This window comes from Pseudonocardia sp. WMMC193, assembly GCF_021728735.1.
GTDB lineage: Bacteria > Actinomycetota > Actinomycetes > Mycobacteriales > Pseudonocardiaceae > Pseudonocardia > Pseudonocardia oroxyli.
In genome coordinates, this window is sequence record NZ_JAKKDO010000003.1 from 1,563,274 (window position 1) to 1,583,059 (window position 19,786).

Genomic DNA, 19,786 nt, shown 5'->3' on the forward strand with positions numbered 1-19,786 from the left:
TCTCCGGCGTGAGCATCCCGCGCAGGCAGGTGGTGGCCTGGGGGCTGTGGGACTGGGGTTCCTCGGCCTACACCACGATCTTCCTGACGTTCGTGTTCTCGGTGTACGTCACGGACTCCGTGGGTGCGGACCTGCCGGGCACGGTCGGCGCCGAGACCTGGCTCGCGTGGGCGATCGGCGCCGCGGGGTTCGTGATCGCGGTGCTCGCGCCCGTCATGGGGCAGGCCGCCGACCGGGGCGGGCACGTCGTCCGGTCCACGGCGGTGTGGACGGCGCTGACGATCGTCGCCACCGCCCTCGGCTTCTTCGTGCAGGACGACTGGCGCTGGCTGTGGCTCGGCGTCCTGCTGCTCGCCCTGGGCTCGGTCACGTTCGAGATCGCCGAGGTCTCCTACAACGCGCTGTTGGCCCGCGTCTCGACGCCGGCGACCATCGGCCGGGTCTCCGGCTTCGGCTGGTCCATGGGGTACTTCGGCGGCATCGTGCTCCTGCTGCTCGTGTACGTGCTGCTCATCGCCGGGGAGGGCGGGGCGCTCGGGCTCGCCACCGAGAACGGCTGGAACATCCGGGTGGTCGCGCTCGTCGCCGCGGCCTGGTTCGTCCTCGCGGCGATCCCGCTGTTCGTGCTGGTCCCGGAGCGTCCGCCGATCGCCCCCGGGGAGCGGCTGTCCGCCGCGGCCGCCTACCGGAAGCTCGTCCGCGACCTGCGGGAGCTGTACCGGACCTCGCCGCACACCGTCTACTTCCTCGGGGCGAGCGCACTGTTCCGGGACGGGCTGGCCGCGGTGTTCACCTTCGGCGCGGTCCTGGCGGTGACGGTGTACGGCATCGGCGCGGCCGACGTGCTGATCTTCGGGGTGGCGGCGAACGTGGTGTCCGCCCTCGGCGCGCTGAGCGGGGGCTGGCTCGACGACCGGATCGGACCCAAGCCGGTGATCGTCGGTTCCCTGGTCGGACTGCTGGCCGCGGGCACGATCCTGCTGTTCGTGTCCGGACCCACGATGTTCTGGATCTTCGGCCTGTTCCTGTGCCTGTTCGTCGGCCCCGCCCAGTCCTCCTCGCGCACCTTTCTCGGCAGGCTCTGCCCACCGGGACACGAGGGCCAGCTCTTCGGGCTCTACGCCACGACGGGCCGCGCGGTGTCCTTCCTCGCCCCGACACTGTTCGGGGTGTTCGCGCTGGTCTCCCCGAAGCTCGGGATCCTGGGCATCCTCGTGGTGCTGGCGGCGGGCCTCGCCGCGCTCTGGCGGGTGCGCTCGCCCGCCCCGGGCTGAGCGGGCGCTGCCACGTGCCACCACTCCCACCTGCGGAAACCCGGGCCGGGCGGTCACCCGGGTAACGCGGACCGACGGCTGTGTTAACTCTCGGCCCGAGCGTAGTGAGCTAAGTCACAGAAGGCTGACACGTCACAATCGCGTGTGGCAAAGCGCGATTTCGGGGAGACTCTGACCTCGGACACGAGAGGGCTGTCGGTGGCCGCACGCCACCGACGCAGCCCGGGAGATTCTCCCGCCGGGGAATGTACGTCTGCTCCTCAGACGTTACACCCGGTGGTGATGCGACAGTCGAGGGGTTCGCCCCTCGGCAGAACGGGAGGAAGACACATGGCCGACCGCGTGCTCCGTGGCAGCCGGCTCGGGGCTGTCAGCTACGAGACGGACCGCAACCACGACCTCGCACCGCGGCAGCTGGTCCGCTATGTGTCGGCGAACGGCTTCGAGTTCGAGGTCCCGTTCGCGAACGACGCCGAGGCTCCCGCCACGTGGGAGTCGCCGCAGGGCGGCATCGGCCGCCGTATGGACGGTATCGAGCCGGAGCAGAAGAAGACCAAGCCGCCGCGCACCCATTGGGACATGCTCCTGGAGCGTCGTTCCATCAAGGAGCTCGAGGAGCTGCTCGACGAGCGCCTCGACCTCCTGCGCGAGCGTCGCGCCGAGATCGCCTGACCGACCCTCCCGAACGGGTCGCGTCGCGCGAACCACGAAGCCGGGCCACCTCCCGTGGGGCCCGGCTTCGTCGTGTCCGAGGGGGGCGGCCTGCGGACTGCCGCCCCCTTATGGTGCCTGCATGGCACGAACGTTCCGGGACCTGGCCGACACCCACGTCGCCGCCCACGCCGAGCTCGACCCGCTGCTGGCGACCTCGCTGGGGCTGCCCACCGGCCAGGACCGGCTCCCCGATCTCTCCCCCGCGGGCGAGGAGGCCCTCGCCGCCCTCGAGCAGGACACCCTGCGCGCCCTCGACGCCGCGGGCACCCCTGACGACGAGGACGGCGACGAGCGCCGCTGCGCCCGCCTGCTGCGCGAGCGGCTGATCAGCGCCCAGGGCACCCGCGCCCTCGGTGAGCACCTGCGCAACGTGCAGATCCTCTTCGGGCCGGTCCAGGACCTGCGCACGGTCCTCACCCTCATGCCGACCGACACCCCCGCGCAGCGCGCGGACCTCACCGCTCGGCTCGCCGCCGTCCCGCAGGCCTTCGCCGGGTACACCGCGACCCTCCGGGAGGGGATCGCGCGCGGGCTGCTCGCGGCGCCGCGCCAGGTCGACGCGGTGGTCGACCAGCTGGGGCCGTGGGCGGGGTGGTTCGGCGACTTCGCCGCCGAGGCGGGCCTGCCGGACGGGTCCGCGGACGCCGCGGCCGCCGCGGTGGTGGAGCTGCGGGACTTCCTGGCCCGGGACTACCGCCCGCACACCGACGGGGTGCGAGACGGCGTCGGCGAGGAGCGGTACCGGGCGGCGGTGCGCCGGTGGAACGGTGCCGACCTGGACCCGCACGAGGCCTACGACTGGGCCTGGACGGAGTTCCACCGCGTGTACGCGGAACAGACCGTCCTGGCCGAGCAGATCCTCCCCGGCTCGACCCCGCGCGAGGCGATGACCCACCTCGAGACGCACGGGGAGGTCGTCGAGGGCGTGGCGGCCGTGCGGGAGCGCCTGCAGGGGATCATGGACTCGACGATCGCGGCGCTGCAGGGCACACACGTGGACCTCGCTCCCCCGCTGCTGCGGGTCGAGGCGATGATCGCCCCGGAGGGCAGCGCCGCGGCGCCGTACTACACCCAGCCCTCGCTGGACTTCGCGCGACCGGGCCGCACCTGGCTGCCCACCCTGGGCCGCGACCGGTTCCCGATGTGGGACCTGGTCAGCACCTGGTGTGTACCATAGCAGATGTGAGAGCCGCCGTGCATCTGCGTATAAGCCAGGACCGGACCGGGGAGGAACTCGGTGTGACCCGGCAGCGCATCGACGCCGAAGCCCTCCTCGAACGTCGCGGCTGGATCAACGCCCGCGAGTACATGGAGAACGACACCTCCGCGGCCGGCCGCAAAGCCCGCCCCGTGTTCCGGGAACTTCTCGCCGACATCACCGCCGGGAAGTACGACGTCGTGGTGGCCTGGTCCCTCGACCGGCTCGCACGCACCGCGCGGGACAGGCTCGACCTGATCGACGCCTGCCGCGCACACGACGTCCTCATCGCCCTGGTCCGAGGCTCCGACATCGACCTGTCCACCCCGGCCGGGAGGCTCACCGCCGGGGTGCTCGGCGAGGTCGCCCAGCACGAGGTGGACGCCAAGTCGGACCGACAGCTCCGCGCGCATCGGCAGGCCGCCGCCGCGGGCCGCCGGGTTGGGGGCCGGAAACCATTCGGGTACGAGGCTGACGGGGTCACGATCCGCGACGTGGAGGCCGACGCCATCCGGACCGCGTTCGCCGACTACCTCGCTGGCACCCCGATCAAGTCGATCGCCCGCCAGTGGAACGAGGCTGGCCTGCTGTCGGGACAGACGTCGTGGAAGACGGGCGAGCCCGGCGTGTGGGACCACACCGCGGTGCGGAAGTTGTTGAAGAACGCCCGGTACGCGGGCAAGCGGGTCCACAAGGGCGAGATCACCGGGGATGCGGAGTGGCCTGCGATCGTGGACGAGGTGACGTTCCGCCGGGTCGGCGCCCTGCTGGACTCGGCGGCGTCCGCGCAGAAACCGCGGGCCGGGCGCCGTCTGCTGACCGGGGTGGCCCTGTGCGGGGTGTGCAGCGAGCCGGTCCACGCGGGCGGCGCACCGAAGGGGTACGGCCCCGTGTACCGGTGCCCGTCGGGTCGACACCTGTACCGGCGCGGCGAGCTGGTCGACGAGCAGGTGCAGCGCGCGGTGATCGCCATCCTGAACAACAAGGAGTGGCGGAAGCGCCGTGCCGAGCAGGTTGGCGGGGACGACCACGGCGACCTCGCCGAGCAGGCCGAGGAGATCCGCGCGGAGTTAGCGGTGATCGCGCAGGAGCGGGCGCAGCGGAAGATCACCCGCGAACAGTTCGACGTGATGAACACCGAGTTGCAGGCGCAGCTCGTGGACGTCGAGTCCCGCATGACGGTGGCGAACTCGTCCCCGGTCCTCACGAAGTTGCTGGCTAGCGAGGTGACCGCCGAGACGTGGCTGGCAGTGGACGCGGATCAGCGGCGCTCGATCATCGCAGCCCTGTTCGACGTGCGGGTGTACTCGGGCGGCAAGGGTGTCCGTACTCCCCCGCCCTCCACAGTGCAGGTCACCCCGAAAGGCTAAGTATCCAGACGACTTTCACGTGGGGTTCCCGTCGTGTTGGTCTCCCGCCAGGAACCGCTCGAACTCTTCGACGGGGACCAGGTAGTGGCGGCCGGCCCGCACCCACCGCATGTCCCGCTTGACCGTGTCGAGGGTGGTCTCGTAGGGGATTCCCAGCATCTCGGCGACTTCGCGGACGGTCCATGTCCGCCGCGGCAGTGGTGTGTGGCTCATGTGTGCTTTGTCGACTGACGGCCGCAGAGCGTGACTTGGCCCCGGCGGCTCCTGCGCGGAGTGGCCGGGGCCGATCCACTTGTTCAGCGGGACCGCAGGCTAGCGACGGACGGCAGGGGGCGGCCAGTCCTTCATGTCGACACCGGTTCCCATCCCGCCGTGATGTTGACGGCCTGCCTCGGCCTCGCCCGGCACGAAGATTCGCCACGCGGTGGCGGCGACGTCCTCGGCCCACCGCAAGCCTGGCTTCGAGCTCGGCTGGATGTTGTGGAACATCGCGTCGAGCGGCCACTGCTCGGCCGCCTTGGTCGGGTCCCCGAAGAACATCAGGCAGTACTCGGCCAGCCGACGGCCCGAGTCGGGGAGTTCGTCGAGGCGCTCCCTCGCGTTCCGGGTCCAGACGTACAGCTTCTCCAACAGGTAGGGGTCGCCGGTGCTGTTGTTGAACGCGGGCCAGAAGTAGTCCGCCTCCATGTCCGGCATGAGGTCGAGAAGGTCGAACAGGTGGTCAAGGTCGTCGCTCACAGGAGCAAGGTCGTGACGAGCCGTGGTCGACGTTACGGGCCGCCGAGTAGTAGACGGCGACGGGATGCTGTCCGTCATGACCACGAACTCGTGCCCTCTCGACGACATCCTCCGCGGCACCATGTCCCCGGCCTCGGCTCCTCGTGGCGGGGAGAGCCTGAGTGACCACGAACTGGACCGGATCGCGCTCACCGTCGCGGACATACTGGAGCATCGCCTCGGCCACAGCGACCAGTGGCGCACCTGGTTGGACGTCAAGGAGGTGGCCGCGCGGGCGCGGCTGTCTCCTTTGACCGTGACCCGGCTCCTGCGCGAGGGGCGGATGCACGGCCACCAGGCGATCCGTCAGGGGCAGTGGCGAGCGAAGGGCGACGCGGTTGACGCGTTCCTGCAGAACGCCACCTTCGAGCAGCAGCGAACCGCGTGCGGGTGCCCGCGGTTCGACAAACGGAAGCGCTGACTACACCGTCCAGACGGTACACCTCCTGGCATAATAGGCAGTATGCAGACGCCTGAAACGGCTTCTGGGGAGATCGTCTTTCCGACCCCAGAGGGACAGGTCCCAGCGGTTCGCGGCTCTCAGATCCGCACACAGCTCGCCACCATGTGGCTTCTCGCGCAACGAAGCGTCAACACCGAGGCTGCCTATCGCCGGGACATCACGACCTACTTCGACTGGGCCGACCAGTTCGGGGTCGAAGTCCTCGCTGCGCTACAAGTCCACGTCGACGCCTACCGGCGCTGGCTGGAATCCCCCGACCATGTCGGCCGGTACCGGAGCCGCCAGTCCTACAGCCCCTCGACGATCGCGCGGAAGCTCGTGGTCGTGTCGTCGTTCTACCGGTACGCCATCCGCAACTCCAATGGGCTCGTGCCCGCGAACCGGGAGTGTCAGATGAACGGTGTAACCGGTTGTGATGGCTAGCTTCCGTTGCTGGGAACGATACGGCCGGCGAAGGTGATCGCGAAGGCGTTCAGGGCTGGTTTCCAGCGCATCGCCCACCGGGCCCGGCCCTTCCCGGTGGGGTCAAGTGATCGGGTGACCAGGTAGAGGCACTTGAGCGCGGCCTGCTCGGTCGGGAAGTGGCCGCGAGCCTTGACTGCACGGCGGTAGCGGGCATTGATCGACTCGATGGCGTTGGTCGAGCAGATGACCTTGCGGATCTCGACGTCGTAGTCGAGGAACGGCACGAACTCCGACCACGCCGAGCGCCAGAGCACGAGGACCGCCGGGTACTGCCCGCCCCAGGTCGCGGCGAACTCGTCGAACCGGGCTTGGGCGGCCGCCTCGGTGGCCGCGGTGTAGACCGGACGCAGGTCCTTCGCCATCTGCTCCCAGTACTTGCGGGAGGCATAGCGGAAGGTGTTGCGGATCAGGTGCAGCACACAGGCCTGAACCAGCGCTTGCGGCCAGACGGTGGTGATCGACTCCGGGAGGCCCTTCAGGCCGTCGCAGACCACGATGCAGGCGTCGGTGACGCCGCGGTTCTTGATCTCGGTCAGGACGTGGAGCCAGTACTTCGCGCCCTCTCCGCCCTCGCCGGCCCAGATCCCGAGGATGTCGCGGTGTCCGTCGACGGTCACGCCGATGACGACGTAGAAGGGCCGGTTGGTGACCTGGCCGTCGCGGACCTTGATGTGGATGGCATCGATGAACAGCACCGGGTAGACCGCGTCGAGCGGGCGCTGGGCCCACTCGGTCATCTCGTCGAGGACCTTGTCGGTGATCCTTGAGATGGTGTCCTTGGAGACCTTCGCCCCGTAGACCTCGTCGAAATGCGCCGCGACCTCACCGGTGGTCAGGCCGCGGGCGGTCAGCGACAGCACGATCTCATCGATGCCGTCCAGGCGGCGTTGGCGCTTGCGGACGATCACCGGGTCGAAGCTCGCGTCCCGGTCGCGGGGCACCTCGATCTGCACCGGGCCGATCTCGGTGAGCACCGTCTTGACCCGCGTCCCGTTGCGGGAGTTGGGGTTCTCCCGCCCGGCGGGGTCGTGGCGGTCATAGCCCAGGTGCTCGGTCATCTCCGCCTCCAGGGCGGTCTCGAGCACCGTCTTCGTCAGGCCGGTGAGTAGCCCGCCCGGGCCGACGAGCTCCACGCCCTCGGCACGGGCCGCCTCCACCAGCTGCTGAGCGAGCTGTTGCTGATCAATCCGATCCGGCACAGGCTCGATCGTCTCGGTCATCGTTGATCCTTCCCCCGAGCACAGCTCGGCGTGTCGGACCAGTTACACCGTTTGTCGGACAGTCCCCGCGAACCCCGCCGAGTTCGCCGCCCGGCCTGAGGTGGCGAACGAGTCGATGACCGCGGGGCTGTCCCGGGACGAGGCGGAGCGTTTGCTCGCCGCAGCTACTGAGACAGGTGCCCGGCTCAGGGCGTTGGTGCTGCTCCTCCTCGGCACCGGGCTCCGGGTGTCGGAGGCGATCCGCGCGGACACCGGGGACCTGTCAGTCGAGAAGGGGCGCCGGGTCCTGCTCGTGACCCGCAAGGGTGGGAAGCGTCAGCGGATCGGGTTGCCCGCGGCGGTCGACTCCGCGATCCGCGCGTACGTGGGTGGGCGGCAGGGCCCGCTGTTCATGGACACCGACGGCCGAGCACGGATGACCAGGCAGCAGGCGGACTACTACCTGCGGAAGCTGTCGAAGGCTGCGGGCCTCGACGTCGAGGTGTCCCCCCACGTCCTCCGCCACACGGCCGCGACACTGGCTCTCGACGAGGGAGCCCCCCTGCGAGACGTCCAGGTCCAGCTCGGCCACGCCCGGCCCGACACCACGGCGAGGTACGACCGCGCCCGCCGGGATCTGGACAACGCAGCGGCGCGGGCTCTCGGTGAGCTCGTGGACGGTGCAGCTAGGGTGACGCGCGCCGGATCAGAGCGGCCACGTCCTGCGGCCTGAACCGCCAGTGTCCTTCCTCGTCCTTCGCGGCGACGATCTCACCTTCGCGTGCTCGCTCCCGTAGCGACGACTCGGGGATGCCGGACAGCTCCGACAGCTCCGTGGTCGACAGGGTGGTCACGCGGCCCGAACCCAGCACACCGACAGGGACGGCCCGTACTCGTCGTTGGTGAAGGTGTCCGCCGCGACGCCACGGGTGTGGAAGCTCTGCACCTCCACGTAGTCCCCCGCGTTGAGCTGGATGAAATGCGCGGCCGTCGATAGACCGCGGTCGGTGTCGCCGGACCCAGCACCCCTGACGCGCACGATCGATCCCCGCACCGGGACGCCGTTTTTCGCGAGCCGGACTGCCATGACGCCGTCGCCGATCTGCACCAGGTACGACTGCCCGGACACCTGGTAGATGCCGCCCCACCCTGTAGGTGCGACGAACCGGCTGGTGTTGCTCGCGGTCGAGTGGGCGTTGTGCGTGTCGATGCCCTCCGCGTTGAGGGTCATCGACGTCCAGGTGGCGTTCGGCACGGACTGGACTGCGTTGGTGTACAGCTCGGCGACCGGCGGGGATAGCCAGCCCTCGACGTCGGTGGCGAGGTTCTGGAGCTGGGTCGGCCCGTTCGGGGCGTCGCTGGAGGCGGGGTAGCGAAGCGCGTACCGGGGAGTGGTGGGCATCGAGTTCTCCTAGGGGACGCGGATGCGGCCGACGATGACGTAGGTGGGTCCGACCGGGACGAGCAGCACCGTGCACGGTGCTGCCAGGGTTGCCTCGGCGGAGGAGAGGACCGGCAGGTTGGTGCGGTTCTGAGTGAGGACGTTGACGGTGTTCGCGCGGGTCGTCCCGTTCCAGGCGGTGAGCCGTCCCATCTGGAACTGACCGGCTCCGCCGCTGCTCGGGTCGAACAGCGGTACGAGGGAGGCGGGGTCGACGTAGCTGCTCATGCGATCGAGTCCGCCCATCCGTCTGTCCACGAGTCGCGGGTGGTGACCGTCATCGCGCCCCCGGTCAGCGGGAACACCATGGAATCGATGACGTGGATTTCCTCGGCCGGGTCGATGCCCATGCCGGGAGGCGGTGGGGTGTTCGACGGGCCGAGGCCGGGGAAGCGGACCCGGACGACGTCGAGCGGCTCCAACGTGGGGTCGGCGATCATGTCGAACGACAAGCTGTAAGGCAGGCCCTTGACCTTCTCCAGCCAGGTGCGAGACGAGCTGATGCACTGCCCGCTGTTGGTGAGGAGTGGGGAGCTGTACCGCTTGAGGACCCTGCCGAACGGCCCGTACCAGGACAGCCCGCGTGGGGTGGTGACGTACTGGGAGTTCGACGGGGACTCGGTGAACAACGCCCAGCCTGACGGGGGCACGTCTTCGGTGGGCTGCGACCCGGTTGAGACGGCGGAGTTGTAGACGCCGTCGCGGGTCAGCCTGCGCCGCATCCCGCCGAGGACTCCCCCGGGTCCGGCCTCGATCGTGGTGACTGGGGCGACGGAGGTGTTCACGTCGGCGTCGATGACGGTGGGGCGGCCCCGGTAGTCGAAGAAGAAGCGCTTGCCGATGGTGTCCGCGATCTCGGCGAGGTGCTCGGAGAACGTCTTCTCTAGCTGGACTGCGTACGGGATCGTCGCGGTGGTCATGTCGTAGTCCGCGATCAGGTCCTTCTCCGGGGCGCCGTAGTACAGGGCCCCCGCGTTCGGGTGGAACCACGTGGTCGGGTTCTGTCCCCAGATCAGCGAGCGGAAGAAGTCGGAGTGGGTGGTACCCGCGGGGGCGACCCAGTTGTATACGGCTTCGGTGCGCTCGACCTGCTTCATTCGGTCTGACGCCTGAATGTGGAGCGGTCCGTTCACCTCGTCCTGGGTGACCTCGTCGATGCCGAAATAGCCGAGGCTGACCCACTCGGTGCGGCCGCCCGCGATCTCGACTCCGTACTCCACGAACAGCTCACCGCCATTGGGTTTGAGCGTCCCCCACCGGGCTTGGACGGTGCAGTCCAGCGTGGCGCGCACAGTGGCCGAGGAGTCCATGCGGACGTCGCCGTCGAGCACGGTGAGCTGCAGCCCGGGCGGGGTTAGTGACTGCGAGAACGAGGCGACGGAGTCGTTGACATGGGTGACGCGGGCTCGGGCAGTGTGGCTGCCCTTGACGATGTTGCGCAGCAGGTCGCTGGTCGGGCGGGCCATCAGCCCACCACCACGTCGCCGGTGGAGCCGGCCAGGGTGGCGAGGTCGGCCCAGGTCGGCTGCGCCGCCTGCACGGCCGCCCATGTGGCGTACTGGTTGACGACGGTCTGCCAGGTGCCGACCGAACCGGCGTAGCCCCAGCCGGGCGCGGTGACCTCGGTGATCCCAATCGTGGTATAGCGGCGCTCGATGTAGTGGCGCGGGCCGGGTGGTGTGGTGATCGAGCGGACCACGGCGTTCACGACTGGCAGCCCCAGGGCCCGTTCGTCGGCGAGCAGGTACACGACCCCCCCGACGGACAGGGCGGCGTCGAGCTCCCGCCACTGGTCCCAGGTGTCGGTACGCACGGTGAACTCGAACTCGCGGGCGCCCATGAACTCGCCGACCGAGACCCCGAGGCGGGAGTTGATGACCTGGTTGATCTGCCCTCGCCCCGACCGGGTGATCTCGGAGTAGCCCGTCACGGTGAGCCGCCGGTTGAGGAACGGGTAGCCGAGCCACTTGAGCCACGCCTGGTCGGCCACGGAGATGCCGACCGTGGTGGTCTCTTGGGAGCCGACGTTGGGGTTGTGGCGGTACTCGATGGTGGCGACCCCGCTGGACCCCACGGGCGGGTCGTGCTGGAACAGCACGGGGGTGGCCGAGCTGGTCACCGTGACCTGCCCAGCTCCCCTGACCACCGTCCACTGAGTGGTCCCGGTGACCCGGTACTCCAGCCAGGTCGAGGTGGCGGAGGCGGAGAGCCCGGTGGCTTGTAGCTGGACGCGGGCGTTCGTGGGGTCCCAAGTCGCAGTGAGCGCCATCAGCGTCCCCGCCCTGCACCGGAGCCGACGAGGCGCCGGGTGGTGCGGTTGTCCCGGTCGATCTCGGCCCGGATCATGCCGCGGAACTCCTGCCCGTCGATCTCCACCCTCACGCTCGTGCCGCCCACGGTGACCGACGGGGAAGCGGCTTGGGCGGAACGGATGATGCGAGACGAGTCGCCCAGGTAGGACGGCCCACCGACGGGACCTCCCGTCGCCATACGCCCGATCGACCCGGACCGCAGCAGTGCGAGGAACCGGGCGACACCGGCGAAACCGCCGAACCGCTTCACATCGGACGCCTTCAGCACCCACTCACCGTTGGACAGCGCGAACAAGCCGGCGGTGTCGGATGTGCCGGTTCCCGGGCCACGGACGGGGCCACCAGTGGCGAGGCGCCCCGCGGAGGCGATACCGCCGGACCCGGTCACGGACGTCATGATGTTGATGCGGCGGCCGTTGTTCATCTGAATGAACCCGTCGATGACGCCCTGGGCCCGAGAGGTGTCGGCGCCGACCCCGATGTTCGCGGTCGAGCGGTTCGTCCGGTTGAGGATATCGGCGAGTGCCTGACCCGCCGGGATGGTCTGTCCGTTGACCGTGACTGTGCCGACGCCTCGGTTGATCTGGTCAATGACCATGGCGAGGGCCTGGTCGGCGGGCATGTCCTCACCGTTGATCGTGACCGTGCCGTTACCGTTGTTGACGCGCTGCACCAGCTCGGCGAGCACCTGGGTGGCGTCGTCGTCCCGGCCGTTGATGTTGATCGTTCCGGCCTTGCCCTTCATCGAGTTCATGAACGACGCGACCTGCTCCTGCGCAGGGAAGGTGTTCGCGGCGAAGTTCAGTTCGATACCCGAGTCGGGGGCGACGTCGAACAGCTCCATCAGCTTTCGCTTGCCCATCTCGACCGCCATGTTCAGCGGGTTCGAGATCCACCGGCCGACGTCCCAAGCTTGGAAGATGTCGCCTTCCCCGCGGAAGGTCTCGGCCATCTCGCCGAGCATGTCTCGCGCGAAGCCGACCCCGATCCCCTCCCCCGCGTCCGGGGGGATGAGGTTGTCGGCGAGCTGTAGCCCGATGGTGCCGACAGCGGCGACCCCGAGACCACCCTTGAGCCCGCCGAGCAGGTTGGATGCGAAGCCCTTCCCAGCCGCCGAACCTGCCGCCGCGGTCGGGGCGCCACCGAGCAGGCGAAGCGCGCCGAGGGCGGTGTCTGCCCACCCCTTCACATCCTTGAGGATCGACAGGCCCTTGTACGCGGCGGCCAGGGACACCACGATCGGGACGAGGTCGGCGATGGTGTCCTTGTTCGCGGACAGGAACGTGGCGGCGTCCCGGAGGAGCGGGCCCAACGTCTCCAGAGCAGACACGAGGAAGTCCCCGATGGCCCGCGCGACCTCGCGGGCGAGCGGGGCGAGCTCGACTATGACCGGAGCCAATTCTCGCAGGGCGGTCATCAGCACTTCTCGGGACACATCCGCCACCGTTGAGAGGGTCTCCCCTAGCTCACGGAGCAGGTCCTGACCCTCGGCGGTCTTGAGGAAGCGATCGAGCTGTGCGGTGGTCTCCTCAAGGGACCCGAGGAAGTCCGCACCGCCCGACGACAGCCCCCGGTACACGGTGCCGACGATCGACCCGACGTTGCGGAGGACCCCTCCGAGCTTCGCGAACTCTTCCTTCGCGTTGGTGATCCACTTGTTGACCTGGCCGGTCGCGGCTGCCTCCCGGGCCCATTCACGGAACCTCTGGGCTGCGTTCCCGACCGAGTTCCCCAGCCCTTCCATCTCTGACGACCCGGCCCCAGCGAGGGCGAGGATGCCGTCGAGCACATCGGCGGGGGCGGTCTTCAACCCGTCGAACAGCGTGGCGGTCCCACCGAGGACCTTGTTGAGGTCGTCCACGGCGGCGGGCTGCATCAGGGCGTCGGCGGCGATCGTGCCCATCTGACCCATCTGGGTGGCGATGGAGCCGAGCTGCTTCTCCAGGACCGGTAGCACGGTCTCTCCGAGACCGCGGATGGCCTCGTCGTAGCCGCGGAAGAAGTTGTCCTGGACGTCCTGCTGCATCGCCCGGAGGCGCGGGCCGAGTCGGTTCACCTCGGCCGCGGCAGCCTTAGCCGATGGCGCGAGCTTCGCGACGGCCTCGCTGTAGGCCTCCGCGTCACCAGAGGCTGCGGCGGAGAACGCGTCCCCGACACCCTGCGTGGCCAGCTTGAACGTACCCAGTGCGGCAGCGCCGGTCAGAGCCACGGCGGGTAGAGCGGCCATGATCCCGGACATGGTCGCGATCGACTGTCCGAACGCTGCCACGCCGGATGCCGTGTTGACTGCGCCACCGATCGAAAGGATGCCCTTGGTGGCGGATCCGAAAGACTTGAGGATCTTCGTGTTCGCCGCCTCGGACTGCGCAGAGAACCGTTCGAGGTCCTTCTCCGCCTGCTTCGCTGCGCGAGTCAGTCCGGCGGCGGACCCGTCGAACCGGACCCGGACGGTGCGTGTAGTGCCCGCCATCAGCTAGCCCACTTCCGGACGATGGTGTCGGCGGCCTCGGTCCACTCCCGGCCGATCTGCGCTTCGTTCTCCTCGACCGTGCGGAAGAACCACCAGGACGACTGCCCGACGTGCTCCCGGAACTGGCGGCCCTCCGAGCCGTCGAAACGGCGGGCGGCGTACCAGCCGGAGCGCTTGTTCATTCCGAACTCAGACCCGAACACCAGCAGCCCGGCCTTACCCCGACCGCCTGCCGTTATGACAGGTACGCGGTCGCGGCGAGCCCTCACGGACCGGGCCACGACGGCGTCCTGGCGGCCCATCGCGTTGCCCGCAGCTCGCACCTTTACCGCGAGGGTTTCGGCCAGCTCCTGCGAGCGGTCACGCAGCTCGTCGGAGGCGTCCTTGGGCAGGTTGCGGAAGGCGGCGAGCGTGTCCCGCACGCCGTCGATGTTGACCTTGACGGTCAGCCCGCCAGCCACCTATGCCTCCCGCATTCCGTCCACGATCGGTGGGCCGTCGTGCCCGCCGCTGTCCGTCTCGTCCAGTAGCTCGAAGGCGGTCGCGATCGCCGCCTCCCCCTCACGGGCCCACACCGACGGGGGGATGCCGGTGCGGATCGCGAGCGCCACCAGGCCCCGGCTCAGGGAGCCGGCTGGGTAGGGCCCTCCGCCTCGTCCGTGGCGCCCTCGACGTCGACCAGCTCCAGGAACTCCTGCTCCGTTCCGGCGAAGAGGCCCTGTCGCCGAGAGGAGAGGTAGGCCAGCTCGAACATGTCGGTCACCCGCGGGCGGGCCATGAAGTCGGAGAACGCTCGGTCCCTGCCCTTGCGTTCCCACGCAGCGACGTCCCGGGCTCCGATCTCGACCGTGTACGGGTCCTTGCCGTCCTGCGTGACCTGCGCTTTGAACATCGCCATGTCAGAGGCCCTTCACTGCGCGGGTGACCCCGGTGACGGTGGAGTAGTCGACGAGGACGCGGGTCGGGCCGACGGCCGCGTCTGACGGCTGCGCGAACGTCGACTTCGGGAACGGGCCGATCTCCCGCTCCGACGACGCCGGAACGGTGACCGTGAGGTCCTCGACCGCCAGCCCGGACTGGGTCGACGGGGTGACCACCGTGACCGTGACCGGGGAGCCCGCCGTCTTGACGTGCAGCACCACCCGGCCCGGGTCGATGATGTCGCCGTCCGCCACGGGGGCGGTGAACGACGGAGCAAGCCCGGCGCGGGTGACGACCTGAGTGGTGACCGACGTGCGCGCCATCAGGCACCGACCCGGGTGTAGGCGGGGACACCGAGGATCGTCAGAGTCAGCTCCTGCGTCTCGGTGGTGCGCACCTCGCCACCGACCGACGGCACCCGCAGGCGAACCTGCCCGGTGAACCGGACGTGCTCCTCGGGGATATCCGGGTGCCAGTCCGCGGTGAAGTCGGCGACCTCGCCCTGGTTCTGGAACAGGAAGTCGCTGAACCCGCCGTCGCGCCAGTCGGCGAAGAACGTGATCTGGAGGGACCAGTCCGGGTCCTGCTCCTCCTCGTCGACCCCGCTGGGGCACATCGTGTAGATCTTCTCGGGGTCACCCGCGTTGTTGGTGATCTGGAAGTTGGTGACCTGGCACTCGACCGAGTTGCCGTCGATGTCGAGTTCCAGGTTCTTGATCTTGCGGCTGTGGATCGCCATGGGGAGCTCCGGTTCAGGAGAGCGCGACCTGGCAGGTCACGGTGTACGAGGGCAGCTCTCCCGACGGGGAGCTGTAGATGCCGGGGTTCGCCCCGGTGACGACCACGCCACGCACGGCCTCGACAGCGGCGGCGACCTCGGGGACCAGGTCCCACATCTGCTCCATGACCCGGTCCCGCCACGGCAGCACCAGGTACAGCGGGAACGTGGCGTGCGAGGGGTCTGAGCAGGCAGCCTCCCAACGGAGGTTGGGTGGACCGATGATCACTGCGGGCGGGTCAGCCGGCTGCGCCGTGTCCGTGTAGATCCGCAAAGTGGAGATCACCTTGAGGGCATCCCGAATCAAGACGGCAGCCTCGGCGACGGTGCTCACGCGATCACCGGCCTGCGGTACCGCCCGATGCGCAGCATGCGGTCGATGTCGGGGTCGACAGACGGGACCCGGACCCCGCCCATGTCGGCCATGGACGTGAGTCCCGCCGGCGACTTCCGGCGCTCGTACCACCGCTGCGCCAGGCGTAGGGTCCCGACCCACAGATCGCGGTAGACGACGTCTTCAACGATCGTCGTGTCCATCGTGAAGTCGAGGTCGTCGCGGACCCGCTCGACGTACGTGCACGCCGCTCGGAGCGCCCAGTAGAGCGGGTCGTCGTCGCGGTGGTCGTCCCACCTGACTCCCATCTCGTCCTTGAGGTCGTTCAAGGAGGGCGGCCAGATCATCAGGCGACGTCCTTCCGCGGACGTGGCCTGCGAGCCGGTGCCGGCTTGTCGGCGGCCGCCGCCCCAGTTGTGGCCCTGGGGACCTCAACTGGAGTGGCCTCGACCAGACCGAACTCGACCAGCCGGGCGATCAGCTCAGCGATGGCTACTCGCGCCTCGGTGTCGACGGTCGAACCGCCCGACGGGGCGGGAACCGCAGGCAGGGTGCTCTGCGGGTCCACGCCCACGCCGAAGCGGGCCGTCCGCACGAGACGCCATTGCGCCTGTCCCATGGGTCAGCTCGCCGCCGTGATCGCCACGCGCTTGACCGACTTGCCCGCGTGCTGCACGTAGGAGGCGGCGTACGCCCAGATGCCCAGACGAACGATCTCCGGGCCCTCCGGCTGCTCAAACGAGAATCGGGTCGTGGGGCTCTCGAACAAGATCACGTCGAGGCTGCGGGCCACCAGGATGGACTCCGGGAACGTGGATGCCACACCGTCGGTCGCCAGGACCGCCACCGCTGCGCTGTCCAGGAACCCGTCGGTCGCGACGTCGCCACGGCCCAGCACGTTCTGCGGACCAGCAGAACCAGCCGGGACCAGCGGTCGGCCGGTGCTGTCCTTCCACTTCAGGACCGAACCGAGCCGGTTCACGTTCACCACGGAGATGTCGGCGGGCAGCTTCCGCGCCGACCGCACTGCAAGGGCCGCGGTGAGGATCGAGTCCGGGCCGTCCTCCGGGTCGGCAAAACCGGCGTTGGTGGCGTGAGTGACCACCGCCGCACCGGCCGAGGCCAGCATCGTCGCCACGACCAGCGACTCGATCCGCACGTTGTAGACGGAGACGAGGTCACCGAAGATCAGCGCGTCCACGGCCGGGTTGCCGGAGTCCAGCATCTGGCGGGACACCTTCTGCCCGCCGGCGATCGCCTTCGGGGTGACAGTGTCGACGTCGGAGTCCCAAGCGTCGGTCCACGTGATCGGGTCGTTCTCGTTCGCCTGGGTCGCGACGATCGCATCCGTGCCCGCGGTCTGCTTAGGCATGCTGATCGGGGCGGCCGAGGACAGCGGGATGTTTCGGACCGCGCTGGCAACGCGGCGCTGCTGCCGGGCCAGAGTTTGGAACTCGCTGCTCATCCACACCGGCGGGATGACACCCGGACCCTCGGTGCCCATGTCGAGCGCCCGGTTGTGCTCAATGAGGCGGCGGGTGGCCTCCTCGTCGTGCAGGGCGCGGGCGTGGAACATGTCGGAGAAGAAGGACCGTCCGCCGTCGCTCCTGTAGTGACCGGGGTCCCTGTCGCGGGTCTGTGCGCCACCGACACGGACCGCGGAGCGGGTCTCCTCAGGCTGGGCGTCGGAAAGCTGGGCGGCGAGCCCGGCGACCTTCGCGTTGCGGGTCTCGATCTCGGTGAGCTGCTCGATCTCGGCCGCGATCTTCGCGGCCTGCTCCCCCTGGCCCTGGACGGAGCGGAGCTCGTCCTCGGTCAGGTCGCGGTTCTCGTCCGCCGCGCGGGTCTGAAGACCCTCGATGCCGGTACGGATGCTGTCGTACTTGGTACGCAGAGAAGTGAGGTAGGCGTTCACGCCAAACTCCCAGGTCATCGGAATGGTTTCTTCCGAGGGACCGGGGTGCCGCCTACCTGCGGGTCCGGGGTGTCGACGTCATCGAGAGGTCGAGGTGTCGGACCGCGGTACCGGGGTGCCGGTATCGCATTGCTGCATCGATCGTAACAGATCGATGCTCTCTGGCTATGAGGCGGCGGGGAGCGTCGGGAGCTTCGCCAGGATCTGCCGAGCCTCGTCGAGCCGGGCCGTGGTCGCCGAGCAGTTCGGGCAGAATCCGACCTGGTCGTGGTCCTGCAAAGCCCGCACACCGGCGACCATCGCGGCCTCCCCGTAGGCGCCCGCCAGGACGACAGAGACCTCCGACAGATGCGCGGTGACCCGCTCCACCACACCGCCCTTACCGCGTCGGCTCTGGCCCTCACGGAAACCGACGGACAGCTCGGTGAGCACCCCGTCCTTCACGAGCTCCAACGTCTCCTCCCCCGCCGGGGTCTTGGAGACGCGCCACTCGCCGTAGAGCCCGGCGGCGTCGTCCCGGAGGAGCATCGTCTTCCCGATGAGCGTTCCACCCAACGACATGTGCTCCCGGGCGAACGGCACCCGGTGCGCTGCACCAAGCTGCCGGTTGAACGCGCCACGGTTGAACTGCTCGACCAGCGAGGCGTCGATGCGCTGCGGGCGGCCGTACGGGACGGCGATGCCGACGATGGTGCGGCCGTCACCGCCCTTGGCCGCGGACCGGACCTCGAGGTCTGGGACGAACGTGCGGTGCAGGTCGGTCATCACGCCTCCTCGGCGGACTCGGGGGTTGCCGGGGAAGCGGGGAGCGTCCGGCGGGATGCGAGCTGTGCCCGCTGCTCCGGGGTGAGTGGGGGGCGCTCTTCCAGTTCGCGGGCCTCGTCATCGGTGAGGAAGCCGGCCCGGATACCCACCTCGTGGGCCTGGTAGCGGGTAAGAGTGTCTGCGCGCAGGATTGCGTCGAGGTTCGCCTTGGCGAACGTGCCGCGCGGGAAGTGCTGCGTCAGGGCCTGCTCGAACCGAGCGAGCGGGCCACCGAGGGAGAACTTGAGCAGGTTCAACCCCTCCTGCTCCTGGTTCGTGTACGTACGGCTGGACTGCTCGACACCGAGGAACGACAGCGGCACCCCGAAGATCAGTGCCAGCTCGTGCAGCCCGAACTTGCGGGCGTCGAGGAGCTGGGTTTCCGACGGGTTCCAGCCGACCGACTGCCACGCCGTGGTGGAGTTCAGCACTGCGACCGTGCGGGTGCGCTGCGCCTGCATCCACTTGCCCTTGAGGTCCGTCACCTCGGCCTGCGTCACGTCGGGGACATCTACGTTCAGGACGCCCGTAGGCACCCCCGACGCGCCCACTCCGGCCGCCTGCCGCTGCAACTCCCGGTTCAGCGCCAGCGCGCCGTTCAGGTGGGCCTCCAACACCCCCATGCCGCGGAGCGCCCCGGGCTCGCACGGGCCCTTCACGTGGATCACGTCGGCCGCCGAGAATGTGCGGTTTCCGATCTGATAGGCGATCTCCCCAACGGGCAGCGGAATGTTGTCCCACTGCTCGACGCGCTTAACCTGTACCAGGCGGGCCGGGACAGGCACCATCGCAGTGGGCCACCCGACGGGATCGCGGGCAGCTACCACCCCGATCGCGTTGCCCTCCCAGATCAGGTCCAGGGCCTGGGACGAGAACGTCGTCACGCGGGTGTCTGGGGGCGCCGGCTGCTCCAACAGCGGAGGCCGAGGGCTGACCCGGACAGCCGGCCCGTCGGGCCGTTCCTCGTAGGCGTGCCAAGGAACACCACCGAGGAGGTCGGCGAGCAGTGTCGCCGCACGCCACGCACCTGGGATCGACATCCCGCCCCGGTACGCACCGTTGTCCCAGTCGGGCGCGATGTTGTCGATGACCGTGAACGTCGAGCTCGCCCCGGTGTCGAGGTTCGTTGCGACGTACTGGGTGTTTCTCGTGAACAGAGAGCCGAGGCCCATCACCGATCACCCGCCCGAGCGGCAGCATCGCGCCGGTTCTGCTCGATCTCTACGACCGTCCCGGCCGCGATCACGAGCACGCCCCCGGACACGAGGAACCAGCCGAGCGGCAGCAACAGCCACAATCCGACAAGGACGGCGAACACGGCGACCGCCTGGGCGAACACCGCCACATACGA

Annotated in this window: 27 protein-coding genes; 7 read left to right on the forward strand and 20 right to left on the reverse strand. The window is 69.2% G+C overall.

The features are described from left to right. Nucleotides 1–8 precede the first annotated feature (8 nt). The 4 genes from L3X23_RS08895 (at nt 9) to L3X23_RS08910 (ending at nt 4,556) form a co-directional block, all read left to right on the forward strand. Nucleotides 9–1,274 (forward strand): MFS transporter, encoded by a 1,266-nt coding sequence (locus tag L3X23_RS08895; RefSeq protein ID WP_237191638.1) that lies wholly within the window; start codon nt 9–11, stop codon nt 1,272–1,274. Nucleotides 1,275–1,604: 330 nt separating this feature from the next. Next, nucleotides 1,605–1,946, forward strand: coding sequence for an RNA polymerase-binding protein RbpA (locus L3X23_RS08900; RefSeq protein ID WP_093074608.1), 342 nt, complete (start codon nt 1,605–1,607; stop codon nt 1,944–1,946). A 121-nt stretch (nt 1,947–2,067) separates the two neighbouring features. Continuing rightward, on the forward strand, nt 2,068–3,165 hold the full coding sequence (locus L3X23_RS08905; protein ID WP_237191640.1) for a DUF885 domain-containing protein: 1,098 nt from the start codon (nt 2,068–2,070) through the stop codon (nt 3,163–3,165). 5 nt (nt 3,166–3,170) lie between these two features. After that, the gene (locus tag L3X23_RS08910; RefSeq protein ID WP_237191642.1) at nt 3,171–4,556 is read left to right on the forward strand and encodes a recombinase family protein; all 1,386 of its coding nucleotides are present in this window, start codon (nt 3,171–3,173) and stop codon (nt 4,554–4,556) included. 15 nt (nt 4,557–4,571) lie between these two features. On the opposite strand, the gene L3X23_RS08915 is transcribed toward L3X23_RS08910, so the two are convergent. Then, nucleotides 4,572–4,769: an excisionase family DNA-binding protein gene (locus L3X23_RS08915; RefSeq protein WP_237191644.1), complete on the reverse strand. Its 198-nt coding sequence runs from the start codon at nt 4,767–4,769 to the stop codon at nt 4,572–4,574. Between the two features lie 99 nt (nt 4,770–4,868). Then, nucleotides 4,869–5,294 (reverse strand): hypothetical protein, encoded by a 426-nt coding sequence (locus L3X23_RS08920; RefSeq protein WP_237191645.1) that lies wholly within the window; start codon nt 5,292–5,294, stop codon nt 4,869–4,871. Nucleotides 5,295–5,370: 76 nt separating this feature from the next. Here L3X23_RS08920 and L3X23_RS08925 point away from each other — a divergent pair, with 76 nt between their 5' ends. After that, entirely contained in the window at nt 5,371–5,754 is a 384-nt protein-coding gene (locus L3X23_RS08925; RefSeq protein WP_237191648.1) for a helix-turn-helix domain-containing protein, read from the forward strand. A gap of 42 nt (nt 5,755–5,796) precedes the next feature. Beyond that, complete coding sequence (locus tag L3X23_RS08930; RefSeq protein WP_237191649.1) at nt 5,797–6,219, forward strand: site-specific integrase; 423 nt, start codon at nt 5,797–5,799, stop codon at nt 6,217–6,219. On the opposite strand, the gene L3X23_RS08935 is transcribed toward L3X23_RS08930, so the two are convergent. Continuing rightward, the gene (locus L3X23_RS08935; protein ID WP_237191315.1) at nt 6,216–7,481 is read right to left on the reverse strand and encodes an IS256 family transposase; all 1,266 of its coding nucleotides are present in this window, start codon (nt 7,479–7,481) and stop codon (nt 6,216–6,218) included. The genes L3X23_RS08930 and L3X23_RS08935 overlap by 4 nt on opposite strands. A 115-nt stretch (nt 7,482–7,596) precedes the next feature. Between L3X23_RS08935 and L3X23_RS08940 the strand changes: the two genes are divergently transcribed. After that, nucleotides 7,597–8,193 carry a tyrosine-type recombinase/integrase gene (locus L3X23_RS08940; RefSeq protein ID WP_237191651.1) on the forward strand — a complete coding sequence of 199 codons (597 nt, stop codon included), beginning with the start codon at nt 7,597–7,599 and terminating at the stop codon, nt 8,191–8,193. Here L3X23_RS08940 and L3X23_RS36575 read toward each other — a convergent pair. The 17 genes from L3X23_RS36575 to L3X23_RS09020 all read right to left on the reverse strand — a co-directional run bounded on the left by L3X23_RS36575 (nt 8,147) and on the right by L3X23_RS09020 (nt 19,780). Continuing rightward, a complete protein-coding gene (locus L3X23_RS36575) occupies nt 8,147–8,332 on the reverse strand; it encodes a helix-turn-helix domain-containing protein (protein ID WP_374204827.1) in 186 nt (61 codons plus the stop codon). The two genes, L3X23_RS08940 and L3X23_RS36575, sit on opposite strands and share 47 nt — an antisense overlap. Continuing rightward, nucleotides 8,311–8,862 carry a hypothetical protein gene (locus L3X23_RS08945; RefSeq protein ID WP_237191653.1) on the reverse strand — a complete coding sequence of 184 codons (552 nt, stop codon included), beginning with the start codon at nt 8,860–8,862 and terminating at the stop codon, nt 8,311–8,313. Before L3X23_RS08945 ends, L3X23_RS36575 begins: the two co-directional genes overlap by 22 nt. A 9-nt stretch (nt 8,863–8,871) precedes the next feature. Beyond that, on the reverse strand, nt 8,872–9,129 hold the full coding sequence (locus tag L3X23_RS08950) for a hypothetical protein (RefSeq protein ID WP_237191654.1): 258 nt from the start codon (nt 9,127–9,129) through the stop codon (nt 8,872–8,874). After that, on the reverse strand, nt 9,126–10,367 hold the full coding sequence (locus tag L3X23_RS08955) for a DUF5047 domain-containing protein (protein WP_237191656.1): 1,242 nt from the start codon (nt 10,365–10,367) through the stop codon (nt 9,126–9,128). Before L3X23_RS08955 ends, L3X23_RS08950 begins: the two co-directional genes overlap by 4 nt. Further along, complete coding sequence (locus tag L3X23_RS08960; RefSeq protein ID WP_237191657.1) at nt 10,367–11,170, reverse strand: hypothetical protein; 804 nt, start codon at nt 11,168–11,170, stop codon at nt 10,367–10,369. Before L3X23_RS08960 ends, L3X23_RS08955 begins: the two co-directional genes overlap by 1 nt. Further along, entirely contained in the window at nt 11,170–13,422 is a 2,253-nt protein-coding gene (locus tag L3X23_RS08965; protein WP_237191659.1) for a hypothetical protein, read from the reverse strand. The genes L3X23_RS08960 and L3X23_RS08965 overlap by 1 nt, the downstream gene beginning before the upstream one ends. A 260-nt stretch (nt 13,423–13,682) precedes the next feature. Next, entirely contained in the window at nt 13,683–14,144 is a 462-nt protein-coding gene (locus L3X23_RS08970; protein WP_237191661.1) for a hypothetical protein, read from the reverse strand. Beyond that, nucleotides 14,145–14,294, reverse strand: coding sequence for a hypothetical protein (locus tag L3X23_RS08975; protein ID WP_237191662.1), 150 nt, complete (start codon nt 14,292–14,294; stop codon nt 14,145–14,147). 11 nt (nt 14,295–14,305) lie between these two features. Further along, the gene (locus L3X23_RS08980; protein ID WP_237191664.1) at nt 14,306–14,581 is read right to left on the reverse strand and encodes a hypothetical protein; all 276 of its coding nucleotides are present in this window, start codon (nt 14,579–14,581) and stop codon (nt 14,306–14,308) included. 1 nt (nt 14,582) lies between these two features. Continuing rightward, nucleotides 14,583–14,927, reverse strand: a complete 345-nt coding sequence (locus L3X23_RS08985) for a hypothetical protein (protein ID WP_237191666.1) — start codon at nt 14,925–14,927, stop codon at nt 14,583–14,585. Continuing rightward, nucleotides 14,927–15,343 carry a hypothetical protein gene (locus tag L3X23_RS08990; RefSeq protein ID WP_237191668.1) on the reverse strand — a complete coding sequence of 139 codons (417 nt, stop codon included), beginning with the start codon at nt 15,341–15,343 and terminating at the stop codon, nt 14,927–14,929. The genes L3X23_RS08985 and L3X23_RS08990 overlap by 1 nt, the downstream gene beginning before the upstream one ends. 13 nt (nt 15,344–15,356) lie before the next feature. Then, a complete protein-coding gene (locus L3X23_RS08995) occupies nt 15,357–15,716 on the reverse strand; it encodes a hypothetical protein (protein WP_237191670.1) in 360 nt (119 codons plus the stop codon). Beyond that, the gene (locus tag L3X23_RS09000) at nt 15,713–16,063 is read right to left on the reverse strand and encodes a hypothetical protein (RefSeq protein ID WP_237191671.1); all 351 of its coding nucleotides are present in this window, start codon (nt 16,061–16,063) and stop codon (nt 15,713–15,715) included. Before L3X23_RS09000 ends, L3X23_RS08995 begins: the two co-directional genes overlap by 4 nt. 275 nt (nt 16,064–16,338) lie before the next feature. Then, nucleotides 16,339–17,631 (reverse strand): phage major capsid protein, encoded by a 1,293-nt coding sequence (locus L3X23_RS09005; RefSeq protein ID WP_237191673.1) that lies wholly within the window; start codon nt 17,629–17,631, stop codon nt 16,339–16,341. 165 nt (nt 17,632–17,796) lie between these two features. After that, nucleotides 17,797–18,396, reverse strand: coding sequence for an HK97 family phage prohead protease (locus tag L3X23_RS09010; RefSeq protein ID WP_237191675.1), 600 nt, complete (start codon nt 18,394–18,396; stop codon nt 17,797–17,799). After that, nucleotides 18,396–19,607, reverse strand: a complete 1,212-nt coding sequence (locus L3X23_RS09015) for a phage portal protein (protein WP_237191678.1) — start codon at nt 19,605–19,607, stop codon at nt 18,396–18,398. The genes L3X23_RS09010 and L3X23_RS09015 overlap by 1 nt, the downstream gene beginning before the upstream one ends. Then, nucleotides 19,607–19,780, reverse strand: a complete 174-nt coding sequence (locus tag L3X23_RS09020; RefSeq protein WP_237191679.1) for a hypothetical protein — start codon at nt 19,778–19,780, stop codon at nt 19,607–19,609. The genes L3X23_RS09015 and L3X23_RS09020 overlap by 1 nt, the downstream gene beginning before the upstream one ends. Nucleotides 19,781–19,786 lie beyond the last annotated feature (6 nt).